Below are 16,851 nucleotides of genomic sequence, written 5' to 3'. Positions count from 1 at the left end.
GTCAGAACGCCGGCCACGGGATCGCCGGGCCGTACCCGGACGGCTCCGGGTAGCAGGGCGCCGCGAGGAGCGCGTCGAGCCGCGACGTCAGCGCCGCGACCTCGGCGATCGTCAGGTGCTCGCCCAGCGTGTCGGCGAGGCCGCCGTCGAGCGCGCTGCGCAGCTTCTCCAGCCCGGCCACGACGGGTTCGGGGACCTCCTCGCCCACCCAGCCCCACAGCACGGTGCGCAGCTTGTCCTCGACGTGCATCGTCAACCCGTGGTCGACGCCGTAGACACGGCCGTCGACGCCCGCGAGGACGTGCCCGCCCTTGCGGTCGGCGTTGTTGGCGACGACGTCGAACGCCGCCATCGCGGCCAGCTGCGGGTCGTCGGCGTGCACGAGGACCGCCGGGTCGCCCGCGCCGTCACGCGCGCGCAGCACCCGCTTCCAGCCGGCCGGGACCTTCCGCGGCGAGCAGACGTCGATGAGCTCGCGCTCGTCGTCGGTGTCGACCCAGACCTGCAGCATGCCGGGCCCGAACGGGCCGTTCTCGCGCAGGATCGTCGGCGGCACGACGTGCAGCCCCGACGCCTCGGACACCAGGAAGCTGGCCACCTCGCGGCCGGCCAGGGTGCCGTCGGGGAAGTCCCACAGCGGGCGCTCGCCGCGGACGGGTTTGTAGACGCACTCCAGCTCGGTGCCGTCGAGGGTGACGGTGCCGAAGAGCGTCGCGTTGGAGGCGTCGACGAGTCTGCCGGTGATCTCGATCCGGCCGGCGGTGAGCACCTCGTGCACCGCCGGGTCGCGAAGGTCCACGTGCGGCGCGTCAGTCGGTCATCGGGGAGCGCTGGTGGTACCCGTTGAGCCGCACGCAGATGTGGCCCGCGGGATCGAGCGGCTCCGCGCACAGCGGGCACGGCGCGCGGCCCGCGGAGACGACCAGCTCGGCGCGCTCGGCGAACGCCTTCGCCTGCGGCGGCGAGAGGAACACGCGCAGCGCGTCGGGGCCCTCGTCGGTGTCGTCGAGCACCACCGACTCGTCGATCTCCTCCTCGGTCACCGCCAGCAGCTCGACGACGATCGAGCGGGTCTCGGCGTCCCAGCCCAGGCCCATCGTCCCGACCCGGAACTCCTCCTCCAACGGGACGGCGAGCGGGTCGGTGTCGGGGTTGCCGTCCTGCGACTCGGGCAGCTCCTGGCCGAACCGGCGGTTGACCTCCTGCAGCAGCGCACCGATGCGCTCGGCGAGCACCGAGACCTGCTGCTTCTCCAGCAGCACGCTGATCGTGCGGGCCTGCTCGGCCGCCTGGAGGTAGAACGACCGGTCGCCGGGCTCGCCGACGGTGCCCGCGACGAAGCGCTCGGGCTGGCGGAAGACATGGATGACGCGTGACATGGCACCTCCGAGAGTAGGCCACCGCCGCGCCCCGGGCACGTCTGCGACCTGTCGCGCGGCTCGCACCCGGCCCGGGCGGCGGCCCCGGCTCAGCTGGTGCCGCCGCCGACGACGGCGTCGGAGCTGCGCTTGGCGGCGCGGCGACGGCGCGGCTTCGGGGCGACGATGCCCTTCAGGTCGCCCCCGAGGTCGTTGACCCTGGCGACGAACGGCCGGGTGTCGGTGTAGTGCACCACGCTCACCGAGCAGGTGTCGACCATGATCCGCTGGAAGTTGTCCAGGTGCGTGGCCAACGCGTCGGCCAGCACGGACTTGATGACGTCGCCGTGGCTGCACGCCACCCAGACCGCGGTCGGCCCGTGCTGCTCGGCGATCCGCGCGCCGTGCCGGCGGACGGCCGCGACCGCGCGGGCCTGCATCCCGGCCAGGCCCTCGCCGCCGGGGAAGATCGCGGCCGACGGGTGGGCCTGCACGACCTTCCACAGCGGTTCCCTGGCCAGTGTCTTGAGCGTGCCACCGGTCCAGTCGCCGTAGTCGACCTCGGACAGCTCGTCCTCGACGACGGGGGTGATCTTGCGGTCGATGGCCAGCGGCTCGACGGTCTGCCGGCAGCGCGTCATCGGCGAGGTGACGATCTCGACGATGGGGAGCCCGGCCAGCCGCTCGACGACCTTCTCGGCCTGCCCCCGGCCGGTCTCGTCGAGCTCGACCCCGGGGCTGCGGCCGGCGAGGACGCCCGCGGTGTTGGCCGTCGAGCGCCCGTGGCGCAGCAGGATCAGCGTGGTCACGCGATCGAGCCTACGTGGGCCGGCGCGATGGTCCCGGCCACGGCCCGGCGGCCGCGATGTCGCAGCGTCACGTCGCGGAGACCGCACCGATGGCGAGTGCCGCGAACAGCGCCGCGCCGAGCGCGATGCGGTACGCGACGAAGACGTAGACGGTGTTGTTCTGCACGTACTTGAGCAGCCAGGCGATGATCACGTACCCGACGACGAACGCGATGACGGTGCCGACGACCATCTGCGGTCCGCTGGTCAGCCCCGAGGTCGTGACGTCGCCGAGCTGGAAGAGCCCGGCCGCGACGACGGCCGGGATCGCGAGCAGGAACGAGTAGCGCACCGCGGCGGGCCGGTCGAGCCCCAGCGCGAGGCCCGCGGTGATCGTGCCGCCGGAGCGGGAGACGCCCGGGATCAGCGCGAGCGCCTGGGCGAAGCCGAGCAGCACGCCGTCGCGCACGGTGAGGTCGGTCAGCGGCCTGCGCTGCGTGCCGTAGCGCTCGGCCAGCCCCAGCAGGACCCCGAAGACGATCATCGTCGTCGCGACGATCCACAGGTTGCGGGCGACCGTCTCGATGGAGTCCTTGAACAGGAAGCCCAGGACGCTGATCGGGATCGTGCCGATGATCACGAGCCAGGCCAGCCGGTACTCGGCGGTCGCCCGCACGTCGGCGTCGACGAAGCCGCGGAACCAGGTCCTGACGAGGTTCCAGATGTCCTTGGCGAAGTAGATCAGGACGGCCGCCTCGGTCCCCAGCTGCGAGACGGCCGTGAACGCGGCGCCCGGGTCGTTGCCGAAGAACGCCCCCGAGACGATGCGCAGGTGCGCCGACGAGGAGATCGGGAGGAACTCCGTGAGTCCCTGGACGACGCTCAGGACGATGACCTCGAACCAGCTCACGAGTGGAGCCCGCAGCTCAAATGCGACACGGCCAGGCACCGTACCGGGGGCTCCGGGCGGGCCTGGCAATAGGCTGACCCGGTGCGGCGCAGACAGGTCGGGACCAGCGGTCTCCAGGTGTCCCGGATCGGCCTCGGCACCATGACCTGGGGCGACGACACCGACCTGGAGAGCGCCACCGACCAGCTCGTGACGTTCGTCGACGCGGGCGGCAGCCTGGTCGAAACCTCCGACGCCTACGCCGAGGGCGCCGCCCAGGAGATGCTCGGCGCGGTGATGGCCGACTCGGTGCCGCGCGAGGACGTCGTGATCGCCGCGCGCGGCGGCCTGCCGGGCGGCGCGGCGGGCGAGTACGGGGCCCGCGGCGCGCTGCTCGACTCCCTGGACGCGACGCTGCGCCGGCTGCGGGTCGACCACGTCGACCTCTGGCAGCTGCCCGGCTGGGACGCCACCGTGCCGCTGGAGGAGACGCTCTCGGCCGTGCAGGTCGCGGTCATGGGCGGCAAGGCGCGCTACGCGGGGCTCGTCGCGCCGTCGGGCTGGCAGCTCGCGACGGTCACCGAGCGGGCGCGGGCGGGCGCGGCCGTCGCGGTCCCGGTGTCGGCGCAGGTCGAGTACTCCCTGCTCACCCGCGACGCCGAGGCCGAGCTCGTGCCGGCCGCACAGCACCACGGCCTGGGCCTCGTCGCGTGGGCGCCGCTGGGCCGCGGGGTGCTGACGGGCAAGTATGCGGGCGGCACCCCCGCCGACTCGCGTGCCGCCTCGCCCGTGCTGGCGCCCTACGTCGAGGCGCGGCGCAACGAGCGGTCGGCGCGCATCGTGCACTCGGTGCTCACCGCGGCCGACGGGTTGGGCACCTCGCCGCTGGCCGTCGCGCTGGCCTGGGTGCGCGACCGGCCCGGGGTCGCCGCCGCCGTCGTCGGGGCGCGCGACTCCGCCCAGCTCGCGGCGTCGCTGGCCACCGAGAAGATCGACCTCCCCGTGGAGATCCGCGCCGCGCTCGACGACGTCAGCGCCCCGGTCTGAGCCCGGGCCCGGGGCCTCAGACCGGGAGCGCCGCCGTCGCTGCGGGTGACCGCGGGATGCACGGGATCGGCCCTGGCCGCCGGGTGCCGCGGGGACATATGGTGAGCGGCACGTCACCTGACGTTCACACGGCGGTGGCGTGGACGCCGGGCTCCGCCCGGGGGTGGACCGGGCAGGACCGGGGTGCAAGGAGGTGGGCCGGTGGCGTCGACCGGCACGACTGCGCAGGACGCGGAGGACCTCGCCGACGGGGACTGGGAGTACCGCCCCGTCCAGCTGCCCGGGGACGTCCCGAGGCTGACGGCGGCGGTGCGCCTCGCGATCCAGGCCGAGTTCGGAGGCTGGGAGCTCTCCCGGGTCCGGCTCTACCCGGGTGGCGTGCGGAAGGTGTGGCTGCGGCGGCGGCGGTCCCTGTCCGCGCTCCCCGAACCGAGATTCTGAGGGCCTGAGGGTCGACCCGCGACACGCCCGGCCGTCCCGGGCGTGTAATGGCGGTGCGTCCGTCGTCGATGAGCCTTGACACGTGTTCGTGTTCAGGGGGGAATCGACGTTGGCACTCATCACCACCCATCGACCGCCCGGCAGGCGTGCCCTGCTCGTGGAGTTCAACGAGCTCAGTCCGGTCCTGCTCGACCGGTTCATCGCCGAGGGCAGGCTGCCGTCGTTCAAGGCCTTCCGCGACGCGTCGGTGGTCTTCACGACCGACGCGGGCGAGGATGCGCCGAACCTCGAGCCGTGGATCCAGTGGCCCACCCTGCACAGCGGGCTGCCGTTCGCCGAGCACGGCGTCTTCGCGCTCGGCGACGGCCGTCGCAAGCTGACGGGGCCGCTGCTCGGCGACGTGCTGTCGGCGGCGGGCGTGCCCGTGGGGATCTTCGGGTCGATGAACCTGGGCTACACCCGACGGCCCGGCGAGCCGGGCTACGTCGTCCCCGACCCGTGGGACGTCGAGGGCCGCGCGTACCCGGCGTCGCTGCAGCCGTTCTACGAGACGGTGTCGTGGGCGGTCCAGGAGTCCTCGCGCGACGGGCTGCCCGGCGCGGCCCGCCTGGTCCGCTTCGCGGCGTTTCTGGTGCGCAGCGGGCTGCGGCCGGCGACGGTCGCGGCGGTCGTGCGCCAGCTCGTCGACGAGCGTCGCCTCGGGGGGGTCGGCTGGCGGCGCGCCTCGGTGCTCGACGAGCTGAGCTACGACGTGTTCCGCCACCTCAACGCGCGCCACGGCGTGCGGTTCGCGACGTTCTTCTCCAACAGCACCGCGCACTACCAGCACTACTACTGGCGCGACATGGAGCCGGAGCTGTTCGCCGACGCCGGGGACGGCCGCCACGCCGACGCGGTGCTGCACGGCTACCGGTCGATGGACGCCCTGCTCGGGCGGATCATGGCCGACGAACCGGACTCGCTGCTGATCCTCGCGACGGCGCTGTCGCAGGAGCCGTGGACGGAGTCGGCCAAGCGCACGTTCCGGCCCCGTGACTTCGGCACACTGTTCGCGGTCGCGGGTGTGTCCGACGCCGTCGCGAAGCCGATGATGGCCGAGCAGGTCGTCGTCGAGCTGCCCGACGCGGCAACCGCCGAGCGCGCTGGCGAGGCGCTGCGGGCGTTGACCGTCGACGGCGCCCGGCTGCTCAACGCCGACCGCGACGGCCGCAGGCTGCAGGTAGGCTGCCGCAGCGACGTCGGGCGCGAGGGTGCGACGATCACCCTGGCCGACGGCGGCACCGTCGCGTTCGACGACGTCTTCTACCCGATCCACACCACGCGCAGCGGGCGGCACAGCCGGGCCGGTGCGCTGTGGTTCCGCACCGGCCGGCACCGCGTCGTCGAGGGCACGGTGCCGCTCACCGACGTGGCCCCGACGATCCTCGACCACTTCGGCGTGGCCGCACCGCCGCAGATGAAGGGCTCGATCCTGCCGCTGCACCAGACTCCCGAGGTCCCGGCCCAGCGCACCCGTTCCCTGGCGCCGGCGGGGGTCCCGCGGCCGCGCTGACCGTGAGTGGCGTTGCCGGCAATCGCCGGTGACGCCACTCGCGACCTCGGGCCGGCGCGGCTCAGCTCAGGGGACCAGCACGACCTTGCCGACGGTCCCGCGCGACCCGAGCCTGCGCAGCGCCTCCTTGACCTCGGTCAGCGGCAGCTCGGCGCCGACGAGGGGCTCGACAAGGCCCTTGCCCCACAGGTCCTCGAGCGCGTCCTGCCACGGCTGGATCAACGCGGGGTTCATCGTCCGGTAGTAGCCCCAGTGCACGCCGACCACCGAGTAGTTCTTGATCAGGACGTGGTTGGTCGGCGCGTCGGCGATGCGGCCGCCGGCGAAGCCGATCACCAGGATGCGGCCCTCGAACGCCGCGATCCGCCGGGACGCGTCGAAGACGTCGCCGCCGACGGGGTCGTAGATGACGTCGGCGCCCCGCCCGCCGGTGAGGTCCTTGACCGCGGCGACCAGGTCCGCGTCGCGGTAGTCGACGACCTCGTCGCAGCCCACCGACTTGGCGACGGCACACTTCTCCGCGCCGCCCGCGGTCCCGATGACGTGCGCGCCCAGCGCCTTGCCCAGCTGCACCGCCGCCGTGCCGACACCGCCCGCCGCGGCGTGCACGAGCAGCGTCTCGCCCTCCTTGAGCTGCCCGCGGTGGGTGAGCGCGCACCACCCGGTCTGGTAGGTGATCAGCAGCCCGGCGGCCTGCGCGGGGGTCATGCCCTCGGGCCAGCGGAACGTGGCGTCGTCGGGCAGCAGGGTGACCTCGGCGTAGCCGCCGTGCCCGAGCACCGGCAGCCCGACGACGCGGTCGCCCACCGCGAAGCGGGCGCCCTCCCCGACGGCGACGACCTCGCCCGCGACCTCCATCCCGGGGACGAACGGCAGCGGGGGCTTCTCCTGGTATTTGCCCTGACAGGCCAGGATGTCCGGGAAGTTGCAGGCGGCGGCGTGCACGCGCACCGCCACCTGGCCGGGTCCGGGAACCGGCTCCGGGATGTCCTCGTGCCAGGTGAGGACGTCGTCCGGGTCGCCGTTCTCGTGGACCTGCCAACCGCGCATCAGTCTCGCTCCCTCGTCACTGCTGCTCCTCTCGGGACCTTCCCGCCGGGCTGCACCGGCGGGGCCGGGCCCGGTCAGTGCTGTTCCCATGTCACCTCGGGGGCCCGGCGCCCGCCCGCCGGGCCGGGGACGCCGCGGAACCCGTAGGGCCCGGGCTCGCGGCCGGGCTGGACGAACCAGCACTCGCCCGGACCGCCGGTGCCGACGACCGCCATGATCGCGGCGGCGACGTCTTCGGCACCGAGCAGCGGGAAGTCGCCGAACTCGGCGCGGGCGTTCGCGATCAGCGCCGTGTCGGTGTAGCCGGGGCAGACCGCCGCCAGCCGGATGCCCTCGGCGGCGAGCGCGGGTGCCGCGGCGCGCACGTACCCGACGACGGCGTGCTTGGTCAGCGTGTAGAGCGGGTCGCCCGGGTGCGGCATCAGCCCGGCCAGCGACGCCGTCGCGACGACGACCCCGCCGCCCGCCCGGCGCAGCGCGGGGACGGCCGCGGCGACCCCGAACACGACGTGGTCGACGTTGACCCCGACGATCCGGCGGTAGCCCTCGACGTCGAGGTCGGTGACGCCGTTCTGCCCCGACGTCATGCCGGCGTTGAGCAGCACGACGTCGAGCCGGCCGAACCGCTCCTCGGCCGCGGCGACCGCTTCGGCCATCGCCGTGGGCGCGGACACGTCGGTCGCGTGCGCCGACCCGCCGACCTCGTCGGCGACGCGGCGCGCGCCCACCTCGTCGCGGTCGACGACGGCGACCCGCGCACCCGAGGCGGCGAGCAACCGGGCCGCGGCCTCGCCGATGCCCGACGCGCCACCGGTGACGAGCGCGACCTTCCCCTCGAGCTCCAGAGCCCCTTCGAGGTCCACGCGTTCCCCGTCGAGATCCACGTCGATCTCCTCCTGCTCAGCTGTTCTGCAGGAACGTGTCCAGCACGCGGGTGCCGAACTCCAGCGCGTCGATCGGGACCCGCTCGTCGATGCCGTGGAACAGGGACGCGAAGTCGAGGTCCGGGGGCAGCCGCAGCGGGGCGAACCCGTAGCAGCGCATGCCGAGCCGCTGGAACGACTTCGCGTCGGTGCCGCCGGAGAGCATGTAGGGGATGGCCCGCGAACCCGGGTCCTCCGTCTGCAGCGCCGCGGCCATCGCCTCGACGAGCGGGCCCTCGAACGGCGTCTCCACCGGCGGCAGCTCGGTCACCCACTCGCGCGTCACGTCCGGGCCGAGCAACTCGTCGACCTCGCGCAGGAACGCCTCCTGGCGACCCGGCAGCACCCGGCAGTCCACGACCGCCTCCGCCGTCGACGGGATGACGTTGGCCTTGTAGCCGGCGCGCAACATCGTCGGGTTCGCGGTGTCGCGGACCGTCGCACCGACGATGCGCGCCAACGGCCCGAGCTTGGCCAGCGAGCCCTCGAGGTCGTCCTCGGGGAACTCCAGCCCGGTGATCTCGCGCATCTCGGCGAGGAACGCGCGGACCGTGTCGGTGAGCACGAGGGGGAACGTGTGGTTGCCCAGCCGGGCGACGGCCTCGGCGACGCGGGTGACGGCGTTGTCGTCGTGGAGGAACGAGCCGTGCCCCGGCCTCCCCCTGGCGTGCAGGCGCATCCAGGCGATGCCCTTCTCGGCCGCCTCGATGAGGTAGACACGCCGGTCCTCCCCCAGCGTCAGGGAGAACCCGCCGACCTCGCCGACGGCCTCGGTGCAGCCCGCGAACAGGTCGGGCCGGTTCTCCACCAGCCACTGCGCCCCGTACTTGCCGCCGGCCTCCTCGTCGGCGACGAAGGCGAAGACGATGTCGCGCGGCGGGACGACGCCCTCGCGCTTGAAGCGGCGGGCGACGGCGATGGTCATCGCGACCATGTCCTTCATGTCGACGGCCCCGCGCCCCCACACGTAGCCGTCCTGCACCGCGCCGGAGAACGGGTGCACCGACCACTCCGACGGCTCCGCGGGCACGACGTCGAGGTGACCGTGCAGCAACAGCGCGTCGCGGCTCGGGTCGGCCCCCGGGAGCCGGCAGAAGACGTTGCTGCGCCCCGGCGCGCCGGAGTCGAGCATCTCGACGTCGTAGCCCACCTCGGTGAGCTCCGCCGCGACGTACTCGGCGGCCTCCCGCTCGCCCACCACCGTGTCCGGATCGCCGGTGTTGGACGTGTCGATGCGGATGAGGTCGGAGGTGATCCGTACGACCTCGTCGACAGCGGAGTTCTGGCCGGTCATGGCGATCTTCCTACCATCGCCGGTCCGGTGGCGGGGGCCGGATGTGGGTGGTCTATCCTTTGCTCGTCGCGGTCACCGCGGCGAGCAGGTCCGAGTGGCGGAATGGCAGACGCGCTAGCTTGAGGTGCTAGTGCCCTTCAACGGGCGTGGGGGTTCAAGTCCCCCCTCGGACACAGTTCGGCGGCGAGTTCCTAGCGCGCCCTCGATCCCGGCGATCACCTCGGCGGCGAAGGCATCCATCAGGTGCGGCTCGATGACCGAGAACGCCTGCCGCGCGCCGGCCGGCACCCCGCACTCGCGACGCCCTGCTGACCGACTTCACTCCCGACGGCCGGCAGCTGCGCACCCTGCTGGCCGACCTGATCCGCTCCACCCCCGAGCCGTCCCGGACGCTCGCCGAACAGCTGTCCGGGCCGGCCGTGCGCTACCCGGCGCCCGGAGGGTGCGCACCCCCTCGTCGGCACGCGGGCACCCGGCCTCCCGCTGCACGGCGGCGGGCGCGTGCTGACCGCTCTGCGCGCCGGGCGTTCCGTCACCCTCGACCTGACCGGCGAGCTCGCGCCCGGCGTCGACGTCCACCGGGTCGAGGTCCGGCCCGACGGGCACGTGGCCCGCGCCGCGTGAGCGAACGGCACCGCCGACCGTTCGGCAAGGCAAGACGACGGCAAAGCTTCGGGAAACGATCACCCAGTTCTCGGCCGCGCGGCGGGTGGACGGCAGGCTGCCCGGTACCGTCAGGAACATGAACGACGCGACCGTCCCCCTCCCCGCGGTGAGCCGCCGGCAGAGCAGCCCGCTCGGCGCCATCGTCCTGACCTGGGTGGTCGCCGCGTTCGTCACGCTCGGCGTCGCCGCGGAGACCCGCATCGGGCCCGTGATCATGAAGTTCACCCCGAAGCACGGGATCCATCTCGGTGACCTGGCGACGATGCTGACGTGCACCGCGGTCGCGCTCGTCGTCACGGCGTGGCTGCTGTCCCGGCCGCGGCACTGATCGTCTCCAATCGAGACACCCCGCTCCGCACCGACGCGCTACGGTCCCGCCCATGGCGGCCGACATCGACGTTCTCGACGCCCTCACCAACGTCCCCGCCCTGCGCGACGCGCAGGTCTGGGAGATCGTCCGGTGCTGCCGTGCGTTCCGGGAGCATCCCGACGGCGGGGACCAGACCGTCGAGATCGAGATCAGCGCGGACGGCGCCGGACGCTACGTGGTCGTGGCCACCGACGCGGCCCGCGGGCTCACCGCCCAGGGCGTGCCGATGCCCGGCCTGAACGGCGCGGTCAACATGGTCCCCTGGTACATCCTCGACGACCCGGCGACGACGGCGGCGTCGTGACCTGCGGGTGCCGGCGGGGGCTGGCAGAATCGTGCCGATGACCGACCGCCGCCTCGTGCTGCTGCGGCACGCGAAGTCCGACCAGCACGTCGGAGGGCCCGACCACGCGCGTCCGCTCAACGTCCGCGGTCGTCGCGACGGGCCCGAGGCGGGCCGGTGGCTGCGGATGAACGTCGGAACACCGGACACGGTGGTGTGCTCGTCGTCGGCGCGCACGCGCGAGACGTGGGACCTCGTCTCGTCGAAGCTGCCCGACCCGCCGCAGGCCCGGTTCGCCGACGCGGTCTACGACGCGTCGGCCATCGGCCTGCTCGAGATCGTCCGCGGGCTGCCGGACGAGTCGGCGTGCGCGCTGCTGATCGGCCACAACCCCGCCGTCGAGGACCTGACGACGCTGCTGGCCGGCGAGTACCTCCCGATGACGACATCGGCGTTCGCGGTCCTGACCTGGCACGGGACCTGGAGCGACGTCGGGATCATCCCGGCCACCCTGCAGGCACACGCGGCGCCACGCGGCTGACGGCACGGCCGCGTCTGCGCGGTCCCCGACCGCTGGGACGCCCTGCCCTCACTCGTCCGAATGACAGGTACGGACGCGCCGTAACGGAGCATCTGTCGGGACCGAACGGCCCTCCGGACGCAGGAGAGACGGGCCCGGTTCGGGGGTCGGCGCCTGGGTCCGCGACAGCCCGGACAACCGGGATCTCCGCGCCACATCGAGGTGTTCCGCCGTGCGCCATCGTCCCCCCACACACCGCCCGCGCCGCCGGGCCGCGGCACTCGCGGGCCTGACCGCCACCGCCGTCGTCGCCGGTCTCGTCGCCCTGACCGGCACCGCCTCCGCCGCCACCACGACCCGCGTCTCGAACGACGACATCACCGCCGCGTGCACGACGAGCGCGACGCTGTGCCACGACGGCGTCGCCACCGTCGTCGACGGGGCCGGAGCGGACCTGGGCAGCGGGTTCCTCCGGCTGAGCACGCCCGGCGCGACCGACAAGGCGGACGTCTTCTCCAGGGCGTTGTACGGCAAGCCGCTCTCGGCGCTCACCGCGCTCGGTTACGAGACCTACATCGAGACCCCGGGGAGCGGCGACCCGCGGCAGGCGCCGTCCTACACCATCGAGGCGACCGGCCCCCAGGGCTTCACGTCGCTGGTCTGGGAGCCCGTCTACAGCGGGACCGCCGTCGCCGTCGGCACATGGCAGACCTGGAACCCCGGCGCGATGCCCGGCTGGTGGGCGTCGAGGGACGTCACGGCCACCGGGACGCCCAACAGGTTCGGCTTCGCGACGTACACCGCCACCTTCGCCGACGTCGTGCGGGCGATGACCGGATACACGATCATCGACGTCGGCATCAGCCAGGGCAGCGGCTCGCCCGGCCTGCAGGCGCGCGCCGACGGGTTGACCGTCGGCGACACGGTGTACGACTTCGACAACCCGGTCGTGCCGACGAGGATCACCGCGACCGCCGGTGACCGGCAGACCGCGCTCACCGGCGCCGCGTTCCCGACACCGCCGACCGTCAAGATCACCGGAGCGGGGGGCCTGGCGGCCGCCGGCAGGCAGGTCACGTTCACCGTCACGAAGGGCGCCGCGTCGTTCCCGGGCGGCGCCCCCTCGGCCACCGTCACCACCGGCGACGACGGTGTCGCCACGGCGCCGACGCTCACCGCGGGCCGCGACGCCGGGCCCGTCACCGTCACGGCGACGACCGGGCCCCTCACCGCGACGTTCACCGAGACCGTGGCGGCCCCGCCCGGGACCGGGGCGAAGCGGGCCGATCTCGCCGTCACGCTGGCCGTGCCCGCCACGGTCCTGCCGGGCGGGACGTTCCAGGCGATCGTCACTGTCCGCAACAACGGCCCGTATCCGGCGACGAACGTCGCCACCGCGCTCACGATGCCGAACGGACTCGTCGTCGTCGCCGCGCCCGGCGGCATCGCGCCGCGCAACGGGCACAGCGTCGCGTGGCTGACGCCGCAGATCGGCTCCTCGAGCCAGGTCGCGCACACCGTCACGCTCGCGGCGGACACCAAGGTCAGGGGACCCCAGCAGGTCCGCGCAGCGACGCTCGCCACATCGGTGGCCGACCCCGACCTGCTGAACAACGCCGCTGTGACCATCGTCACCGTGAAGTAGGATCGGCGCGTTACCGCACGTCAACGACGGGTCGCGCCGCCGCTCGGTGGCGCGGCCCGTCCGGCAACAGGATGAGCAGACGCTGACTCGCTGGCGGTGCCCGTTGTCTGACACCGTGTAACGACCGGCGCCGTCGGAGCGAATCACCATGAGCCCGCCGAGCAGGAAGCCGCGCCGACGAGGAGGTGAGCACGAGGTGCACGAGCGCGAGAGCGACGGCACCTGGACCCGTCGCTCACCCATCGACGTGCCCGTCGACTCCTCCGGCGATCCCACCGGCGGCGACGGGGCTCCGCTACACCTCGGCGACATCCAGGCCGACGATGCGCTGATCGACGCCCTCGGTTCCGGATCGCTGCAGGTCACCGACGAGATGGCCACCAGCTCCGACGTCGACGACCGGCTTGCCGCCATGCTCGCGACGTGGGTCGCGACGGTGCAGGAGCCGGCCCGGCCACCTGCGGCGTTCAACCCCGACGCCGTCATCGCGGCAGCGCGCGCCGCCGACGAGGGCGTCGACGGCGCGGACGGCGTCACGTCCGCCACGCCCAGCGGCGGACCGCCACGCCGCAGTCATTCGCCCTACGTGGTCCGGCTGTCCGCGGCAGCGGTGGTCGCGCTCGTCGTCCTCGGCGGGGTCGCCGTCGGCAACGCCGGAACGGCCCGCCCCGGCGACGTGACGTGGCCGATCGCGAGGGTCGTCTTCCCCGAGCACGCGCGCTCGGTCGAGGCGGCCGACACCATCGTGGTCCATCTCGACCGTGCGCGCACCGCGCTGCGCGAGGGCCGGACCGCCGACGCGGCGCACGAGGTCAACGAGATCCAGTCCGTCATCGGTGCGGTGCTGCCCGCCGACGGCCGCGCCACGCTCGACGCCGAGCACACGTCCATCGTCGCCGTCATCGCCGCGACCCCGGCGGCCGTGCTGCTCGATCCCGCGCTGCGCGCCCCCGTCGTGCCCGACGTGGCCGGTGCCGAGGCCCTCGGCCTGCCGACGTCGCCGACCCCGCCGGCGCTCCCGACGACGACCCCGCCACCGCCGGACGCCTCCGCCGTCCCGGCCCCGGTCGACCCGACCGCCACGGTGACCCCGCCCGTGACGACGGCCGTCCCGCCGCCGGTCGTGGCTCCGCCGCCACCGGTCGACACGGCCCCGGCCGTCCCGCCCGTGGACGCGGCCCCGAACGAGGAGGAACCGCCGCCCGCCACCGGGACGACCGAGCCGCCCGCCACGTCCGAGCCTGCGCCCGCGACAGGTTCCGGGCAGGCCGAGCCGCCTGCCGACCAGACGGGCGCGACCGGCGACGGCGGTACGGCTCCGGGTACCGACGCCACCGCGCAGCCGCAGGCCGACACCCAGCCCCAGGCCGACTCCCAGCCCCAGGCCGACACCCAGCCCCAGGCCGACACCCAGCCCCAGGCCGACACCCAGCCCCAGGCCGACGCCCAGCCCCAGGCCGACGCCCCGCCCCCGGTGGACGTCCAGCCGGCTCCCCCGGCCGAGACGATCGACACCGCACAGGCCGCCGACACGGCACAGCCGGCCGGTACGGCGCCGTCCGGCGACGGGCAGCAGGCCGGCGGGACCGTCGGTCTCGCGCAGGTCGCCGCCGTGACGGCCGACGAACCCGCCGCGGCGCAGGACGACCAGGCCGCGGGCTCGACCTCCGGCTCGGGCTCGACCTCGGGTTCGAGCTCGGGCTCCCAGACCACCGGCCCGGAGGCGCAAGGCTCCGGGCCGGATGACGCAGCGTCGGGTGAACAGAGCTCCGGCTCGCCGACGCAGGCGGCGGGGTCGCAGGACGACCAGGCCGGATCGCAGGATCAGAGCGGGTCCCAGGACGACCAGGCCGGATCACAGGACGACCGAGCCGGGTCCCAGGACCCGGGCGGCTCACAGGACGACCAGTCCGACGGGGACGACCAGGGTTCCCAGGGCAGCGACTCGCAGGACGCCGGGGACGGCCAGGACCCGCAGGACGGCTCGGCGGACTCCGGGGGATCGATCGCGGTCGGCGCCGACGCCTCGCTCGGCTCGGGCAGCTCGACGGTGTCGGGCTCGCTCTCCCTCGGGCTCGGCTGAGCCCGACCGCGCGCCGAGGCCACGGTCGCCGACGTCGTCGTGCCGCTCGCGGAGCGGCAGCGGCAGGCCGGGCGTACGGGTGAGCCCGCGCTCGCGCGGGTGAACCGCTCCGGCGCTCCAGGGTCCGCCGAGGGCGCGCGCAGCCGCGGCGCCGGCTCCAGCCGCCTCGCCCGCACGCTCGCGGTGTTCGCGCCGGCGGTCGTGGTGCTGTGACGTGGCCCGACTACGCCCGCCTTGCGGAGCTCAGGTTCGCGGCCCGGCCCGCAGCTTGTCGCACAGCAGCCGCAAGGCCTGCTGCTCGCGTTCGTCGAGTGCGACCCCGACGGTCCGCCGGATGCTCTCGGCGTGCCGGGCCCCGACCCGACGGCGCAGCCGGTCACCGGTCTCGGTCAGCACGACGACGGTGCCGCGCCCGTCGGCCGGGTCGGGCTCGCGCGCCACGAGCCCGGCCTCGGCCATCCGCTCCACCAGCCGCGACAGCGAGGGCTGGCTCAGCAGCACCTCGCGGTGCAGGTCGCGGATGCGGGCGCGACCGTCGGGACACCGACCGAGGGTGTGCAGGACGTCGTACTCGCGCGGGGTGATCGGTTCCCAGACGTCGTCGGCCTCCAGGAGCCGCCACAGCGCGACCTGGCTGCGCAGCAACGCCTCCCAGGCCTCGACAGCCGGACCGGCCCCGACGGTCGTCTCAGCCCGCGGTGACGGCGACATCCTCGCCCGCCTCCGTCGCGAGCTTCGCCGCGACCCGCGACGCGTGCGACGGCGGGTCCGACGGGACGTCCGCCGGGCGCAGCTCGTCGAACCCCTTGCGCAGGTCGGGCAGGATCTCCCCGAGCAGGTCGAGCTGCTCGAGGACGGTCTTCTGCGGCAGCCCGGCGTGGTCGACGAGGAACAGCTGCCGCTGGTAGTCACCGAAGTGCTCGCGGAAGGTCAGCGTCTTCTCGACGACCTCCTGCGGGCTGCCGACGGTCAGCGGCGTCTGCGCGGTGAAGTCCTCCATCGAGGGACCGTGCCCGTAGACCGGCGCCTCGTCGAAGTAGGGCCGGAACTCGTTCCACGCGTCCTGCGAGCGCCTGCGCATGAAGAACTGCCCGCCGAGGCCGACGATCGCCTGGTCGGCACGGCCGTGCCCGTAGTGCTCGAAGCGCTGCCGGTAGAGATTGATGAGCTTCGTGTAGTGCGACGGCGGCCAGAAGATGTTGTTCGCGAAGAAGCCGTCGCCGAAGTACGCGGCGATCTCGGCGACCTCGGGGGTGCGGATCGAGCCGTGCCACACGAACGGTGCGACGCCGTCGAGGGGGCGCGGCGTCGACGTGAAGCCGTGCAGCGGGGTGCGGAAGCGGCCCTCCCAGTCGACGACCTCGTTGTCCCACAACGTCCGCAGCAGCTGGTAGTGCTCGACGGTCAGCGGCACGCTCTGGTTGATGTCCTGACCGAACCAGGGGTAGACGGGGGCCGTGTTGCCGCGGCCGAGCATCAGGTCGACGCGCCCGTCGGCCAGGTGCTGGAGCATCGCGTAGTCCTCGGCGATCTTGACGGGGTCGTTCGTCGTGATCAACGTCGTCGACGTCGAGAGCACGAGGCGCTCGGTGCGGGCGGCGATGTGGCCGAGCAGCGTCGTGGGGGAGGAGGGCACGAACGGCGGGTTGTGGTGCTCGCCGGTGGCGAAGACGTCGAGGCCCACGGCCTCGGCGTGCTCGGCGAGGGCGACCATCGCCTTGATCCGCTCGTGCTCGGTGGGCACACGACCGGTCGTCGGGTCGCGGGTGACGTCCCCGACGGTGAAGATTCCGAACTGCACGGCGGGCCCCTTCCTTGAGCCAAGGTCCATGCGTTTGCATGGACACAGGCTTCAACCCCGCGTTCATCCACAGGATTCCCGCCGTGAGCCACGGCACGTCCGCTCGCCGCTCGGCGACGTCCGCCCGACGGTTTCGGGGGT

19 protein-coding genes and 1 tRNA gene are annotated in these 16,851 nt (G+C 73.8%); 11 read left to right on the top strand and 9 right to left on the bottom strand.

Going from position 1 to position 16,851, the window contains the following annotated elements:
- Position 1: 1 nt before the first annotated feature.
- The 4 genes from PSD17_RS31200 to PSD17_RS31185 form a co-directional block, all read right to left on the bottom strand.
- Positions 2 to 799, bottom strand: coding sequence for an SCO1664 family protein (locus PSD17_RS31200; protein ID WP_013677132.1), 798 nt, complete (start codon positions 797 to 799; stop codon positions 2 to 4).
- 10 nt (positions 800 to 809) lie between these two features.
- On the bottom strand, positions 810 to 1,379 hold the full coding sequence (locus tag PSD17_RS31195) for a DUF3090 domain-containing protein (protein WP_013677133.1): 570 nt from the start codon (positions 1,377 to 1,379) through the stop codon (positions 810 to 812).
- An 89-nt stretch (positions 1,380 to 1,468) separates the two neighbouring features.
- On the bottom strand, positions 1,469 to 2,167 hold the full coding sequence (locus PSD17_RS31190) for a histidine phosphatase family protein (protein ID WP_339125963.1): 699 nt from the start codon (positions 2,165 to 2,167) through the stop codon (positions 1,469 to 1,471).
- Between the two features lie 67 nt (positions 2,168 to 2,234).
- The gene (locus PSD17_RS31185; protein WP_339125962.1) at positions 2,235 to 3,056 is read right to left on the bottom strand and encodes an undecaprenyl-diphosphate phosphatase; all 822 of its coding nucleotides are present in this window, start codon (positions 3,054 to 3,056) and stop codon (positions 2,235 to 2,237) included.
- Between the two features lie 81 nt (positions 3,057 to 3,137).
- Here PSD17_RS31185 and PSD17_RS31180 point away from each other — a divergent pair, with 81 nt between their 5' ends.
- The 3 genes from PSD17_RS31180 to PSD17_RS31170 all read left to right on the top strand — a co-directional run bounded on the left by PSD17_RS31180 (position 3,138) and on the right by PSD17_RS31170 (position 6,075).
- Positions 3,138 to 4,082 (top strand): aldo/keto reductase, encoded by a 945-nt coding sequence (locus PSD17_RS31180; RefSeq protein WP_339125961.1) that lies wholly within the window; start codon positions 3,138 to 3,140, stop codon positions 4,080 to 4,082.
- Positions 4,083 to 4,283: 201 nt separating this feature from the next.
- Positions 4,284 to 4,523 (top strand): DUF5703 family protein, encoded by a 240-nt coding sequence (locus tag PSD17_RS31175; protein WP_339125960.1) that lies wholly within the window; start codon positions 4,284 to 4,286, stop codon positions 4,521 to 4,523.
- An 82-nt stretch (positions 4,524 to 4,605) separates the two neighbouring features.
- Positions 4,606 to 6,075 (top strand): hypothetical protein, encoded by a 1,470-nt coding sequence (locus tag PSD17_RS31170; protein ID WP_339125959.1) that lies wholly within the window; start codon positions 4,606 to 4,608, stop codon positions 6,073 to 6,075.
- 66 nt (positions 6,076 to 6,141) lie between these two features.
- On the opposite strand, the gene PSD17_RS31165 is transcribed toward PSD17_RS31170, so the two are convergent.
- The 3 genes from PSD17_RS31165 to PSD17_RS31155 form a co-directional block, all read right to left on the bottom strand.
- Positions 6,142 to 7,125: an NADPH:quinone oxidoreductase family protein gene (locus PSD17_RS31165; RefSeq protein ID WP_339125958.1), complete on the bottom strand. Its 984-nt coding sequence runs from the start codon at positions 7,123 to 7,125 to the stop codon at positions 6,142 to 6,144.
- A 74-nt stretch (positions 7,126 to 7,199) separates the two neighbouring features.
- Complete coding sequence (locus tag PSD17_RS31160) at positions 7,200 to 8,009, bottom strand: SDR family oxidoreductase (protein ID WP_339125957.1); 810 nt, start codon at positions 8,007 to 8,009, stop codon at positions 7,200 to 7,202.
- A 16-nt stretch (positions 8,010 to 8,025) separates the two neighbouring features.
- Positions 8,026 to 9,342: a M20/M25/M40 family metallo-hydrolase gene (locus PSD17_RS31155; protein ID WP_013677141.1), complete on the bottom strand. Its 1,317-nt coding sequence runs from the start codon at positions 9,340 to 9,342 to the stop codon at positions 8,026 to 8,028.
- Between the two features lie 88 nt (positions 9,343 to 9,430).
- Between PSD17_RS31155 and PSD17_RS31150 the strand changes: the two genes are divergently transcribed.
- The 8 genes from PSD17_RS31150 (at position 9,431) to PSD17_RS31115 (ending at position 15,122) form a co-directional block, all read left to right on the top strand.
- Positions 9,431 to 9,515 (top strand) — tRNA-Leu (locus PSD17_RS31150).
- Between the two features lie 328 nt (positions 9,516 to 9,843).
- Positions 9,844 to 9,966 carry a hypothetical protein gene (locus tag PSD17_RS31145; RefSeq protein WP_339125956.1) on the top strand — a complete coding sequence of 41 codons (123 nt, stop codon included), beginning with the start codon at positions 9,844 to 9,846 and terminating at the stop codon, positions 9,964 to 9,966.
- Positions 9,967 to 10,084: 118 nt separating this feature from the next.
- Positions 10,085 to 10,336: a hypothetical protein gene (locus tag PSD17_RS31140; RefSeq protein WP_132975748.1), complete on the top strand. Its 252-nt coding sequence runs from the start codon at positions 10,085 to 10,087 to the stop codon at positions 10,334 to 10,336.
- A gap of 52 nt (positions 10,337 to 10,388) precedes the next feature.
- On the top strand, positions 10,389 to 10,682 hold the full coding sequence (locus PSD17_RS31135) for a hypothetical protein (RefSeq protein ID WP_013677143.1): 294 nt from the start codon (positions 10,389 to 10,391) through the stop codon (positions 10,680 to 10,682).
- A 37-nt stretch (positions 10,683 to 10,719) separates the two neighbouring features.
- A complete protein-coding gene (locus PSD17_RS31130) occupies positions 10,720 to 11,202 on the top strand; it encodes a SixA phosphatase family protein (RefSeq protein ID WP_013677144.1) in 483 nt (160 codons plus the stop codon).
- Positions 11,203 to 11,413: 211 nt separating this feature from the next.
- Complete coding sequence (locus tag PSD17_RS31125; protein ID WP_339125955.1) at positions 11,414 to 12,826, top strand: hypothetical protein; 1,413 nt, start codon at positions 11,414 to 11,416, stop codon at positions 12,824 to 12,826.
- A gap of 196 nt (positions 12,827 to 13,022) precedes the next feature.
- Complete coding sequence (locus PSD17_RS31120) at positions 13,023 to 14,909, top strand: anti-sigma-D factor RsdA (RefSeq protein ID WP_339125954.1); 1,887 nt, start codon at positions 13,023 to 13,025, stop codon at positions 14,907 to 14,909.
- A 39-nt stretch (positions 14,910 to 14,948) separates the two neighbouring features.
- On the top strand, positions 14,949 to 15,122 hold the full coding sequence (locus PSD17_RS31115; protein ID WP_158703513.1) for a hypothetical protein: 174 nt from the start codon (positions 14,949 to 14,951) through the stop codon (positions 15,120 to 15,122).
- A 30-nt stretch (positions 15,123 to 15,152) separates the two neighbouring features.
- On the opposite strand, the gene PSD17_RS31110 is transcribed toward PSD17_RS31115, so the two are convergent.
- Both PSD17_RS31110 and PSD17_RS31105 read right to left on the bottom strand, forming a co-directional pair.
- The gene (locus PSD17_RS31110) at positions 15,153 to 15,620 is read right to left on the bottom strand and encodes a MarR family winged helix-turn-helix transcriptional regulator (RefSeq protein WP_339125953.1); all 468 of its coding nucleotides are present in this window, start codon (positions 15,618 to 15,620) and stop codon (positions 15,153 to 15,155) included.
- Positions 15,598 to 16,710: an LLM class flavin-dependent oxidoreductase gene (locus PSD17_RS31105; RefSeq protein WP_013677148.1), complete on the bottom strand. Its 1,113-nt coding sequence runs from the start codon at positions 16,708 to 16,710 to the stop codon at positions 15,598 to 15,600. The genes PSD17_RS31110 and PSD17_RS31105 overlap by 23 nt, the downstream gene beginning before the upstream one ends.
- Positions 16,711 to 16,851: the final 141 nt, after the last annotated feature.

The organism is Pseudonocardia sp. D17, from assembly GCF_036984265.1.
In the GTDB taxonomy this organism is placed as follows: domain Bacteria; phylum Actinomycetota; class Actinomycetes; order Mycobacteriales; family Pseudonocardiaceae; genus Pseudonocardia; species Pseudonocardia benzenivorans.
Note: the sequence above shows the minus strand (reverse complement) of the source record. Positions and strands in the feature narration are given on the sequence as shown.

What these genes read in the sequence shown, in the direction of transcription:
- PSD17_RS31195 (WP_013677133.1), bottom strand. Translation starts at nt 1,379, where the DNA reads ATGTCACGCGTCATCCATGTCTTCCGCCAGCCCGAGCGCTTCGTCGCG.
- PSD17_RS31165 (WP_339125958.1), bottom strand. Translation starts at nt 7,125, where the DNA reads ATGCGCGGTTGGCAGGTCCACGAGAACGGCGACCCGGACGACGTCCTC.
- PSD17_RS31155 (WP_013677141.1), bottom strand. Translation starts at nt 9,342, where the DNA reads ATGACCGGCCAGAACTCCGCTGTCGACGAGGTCGTACGGATCACCTCC.
- PSD17_RS31140 (WP_132975748.1), top strand. Translation starts at nt 10,085, where the DNA reads ATGAACGACGCGACCGTCCCCCTCCCCGCGGTGAGCCGCCGGCAGAGC.
- PSD17_RS31135 (WP_013677143.1), top strand. Translation starts at nt 10,389, where the DNA reads ATGGCGGCCGACATCGACGTTCTCGACGCCCTCACCAACGTCCCCGCC.
- PSD17_RS31130 (WP_013677144.1), top strand. Translation starts at nt 10,720, where the DNA reads ATGACCGACCGCCGCCTCGTGCTGCTGCGGCACGCGAAGTCCGACCAG.
- PSD17_RS31110 (WP_339125953.1), bottom strand. Translation starts at nt 15,620, where the DNA reads ATGTCGCCGTCACCGCGGGCTGAGACGACCGTCGGGGCCGGTCCGGCT.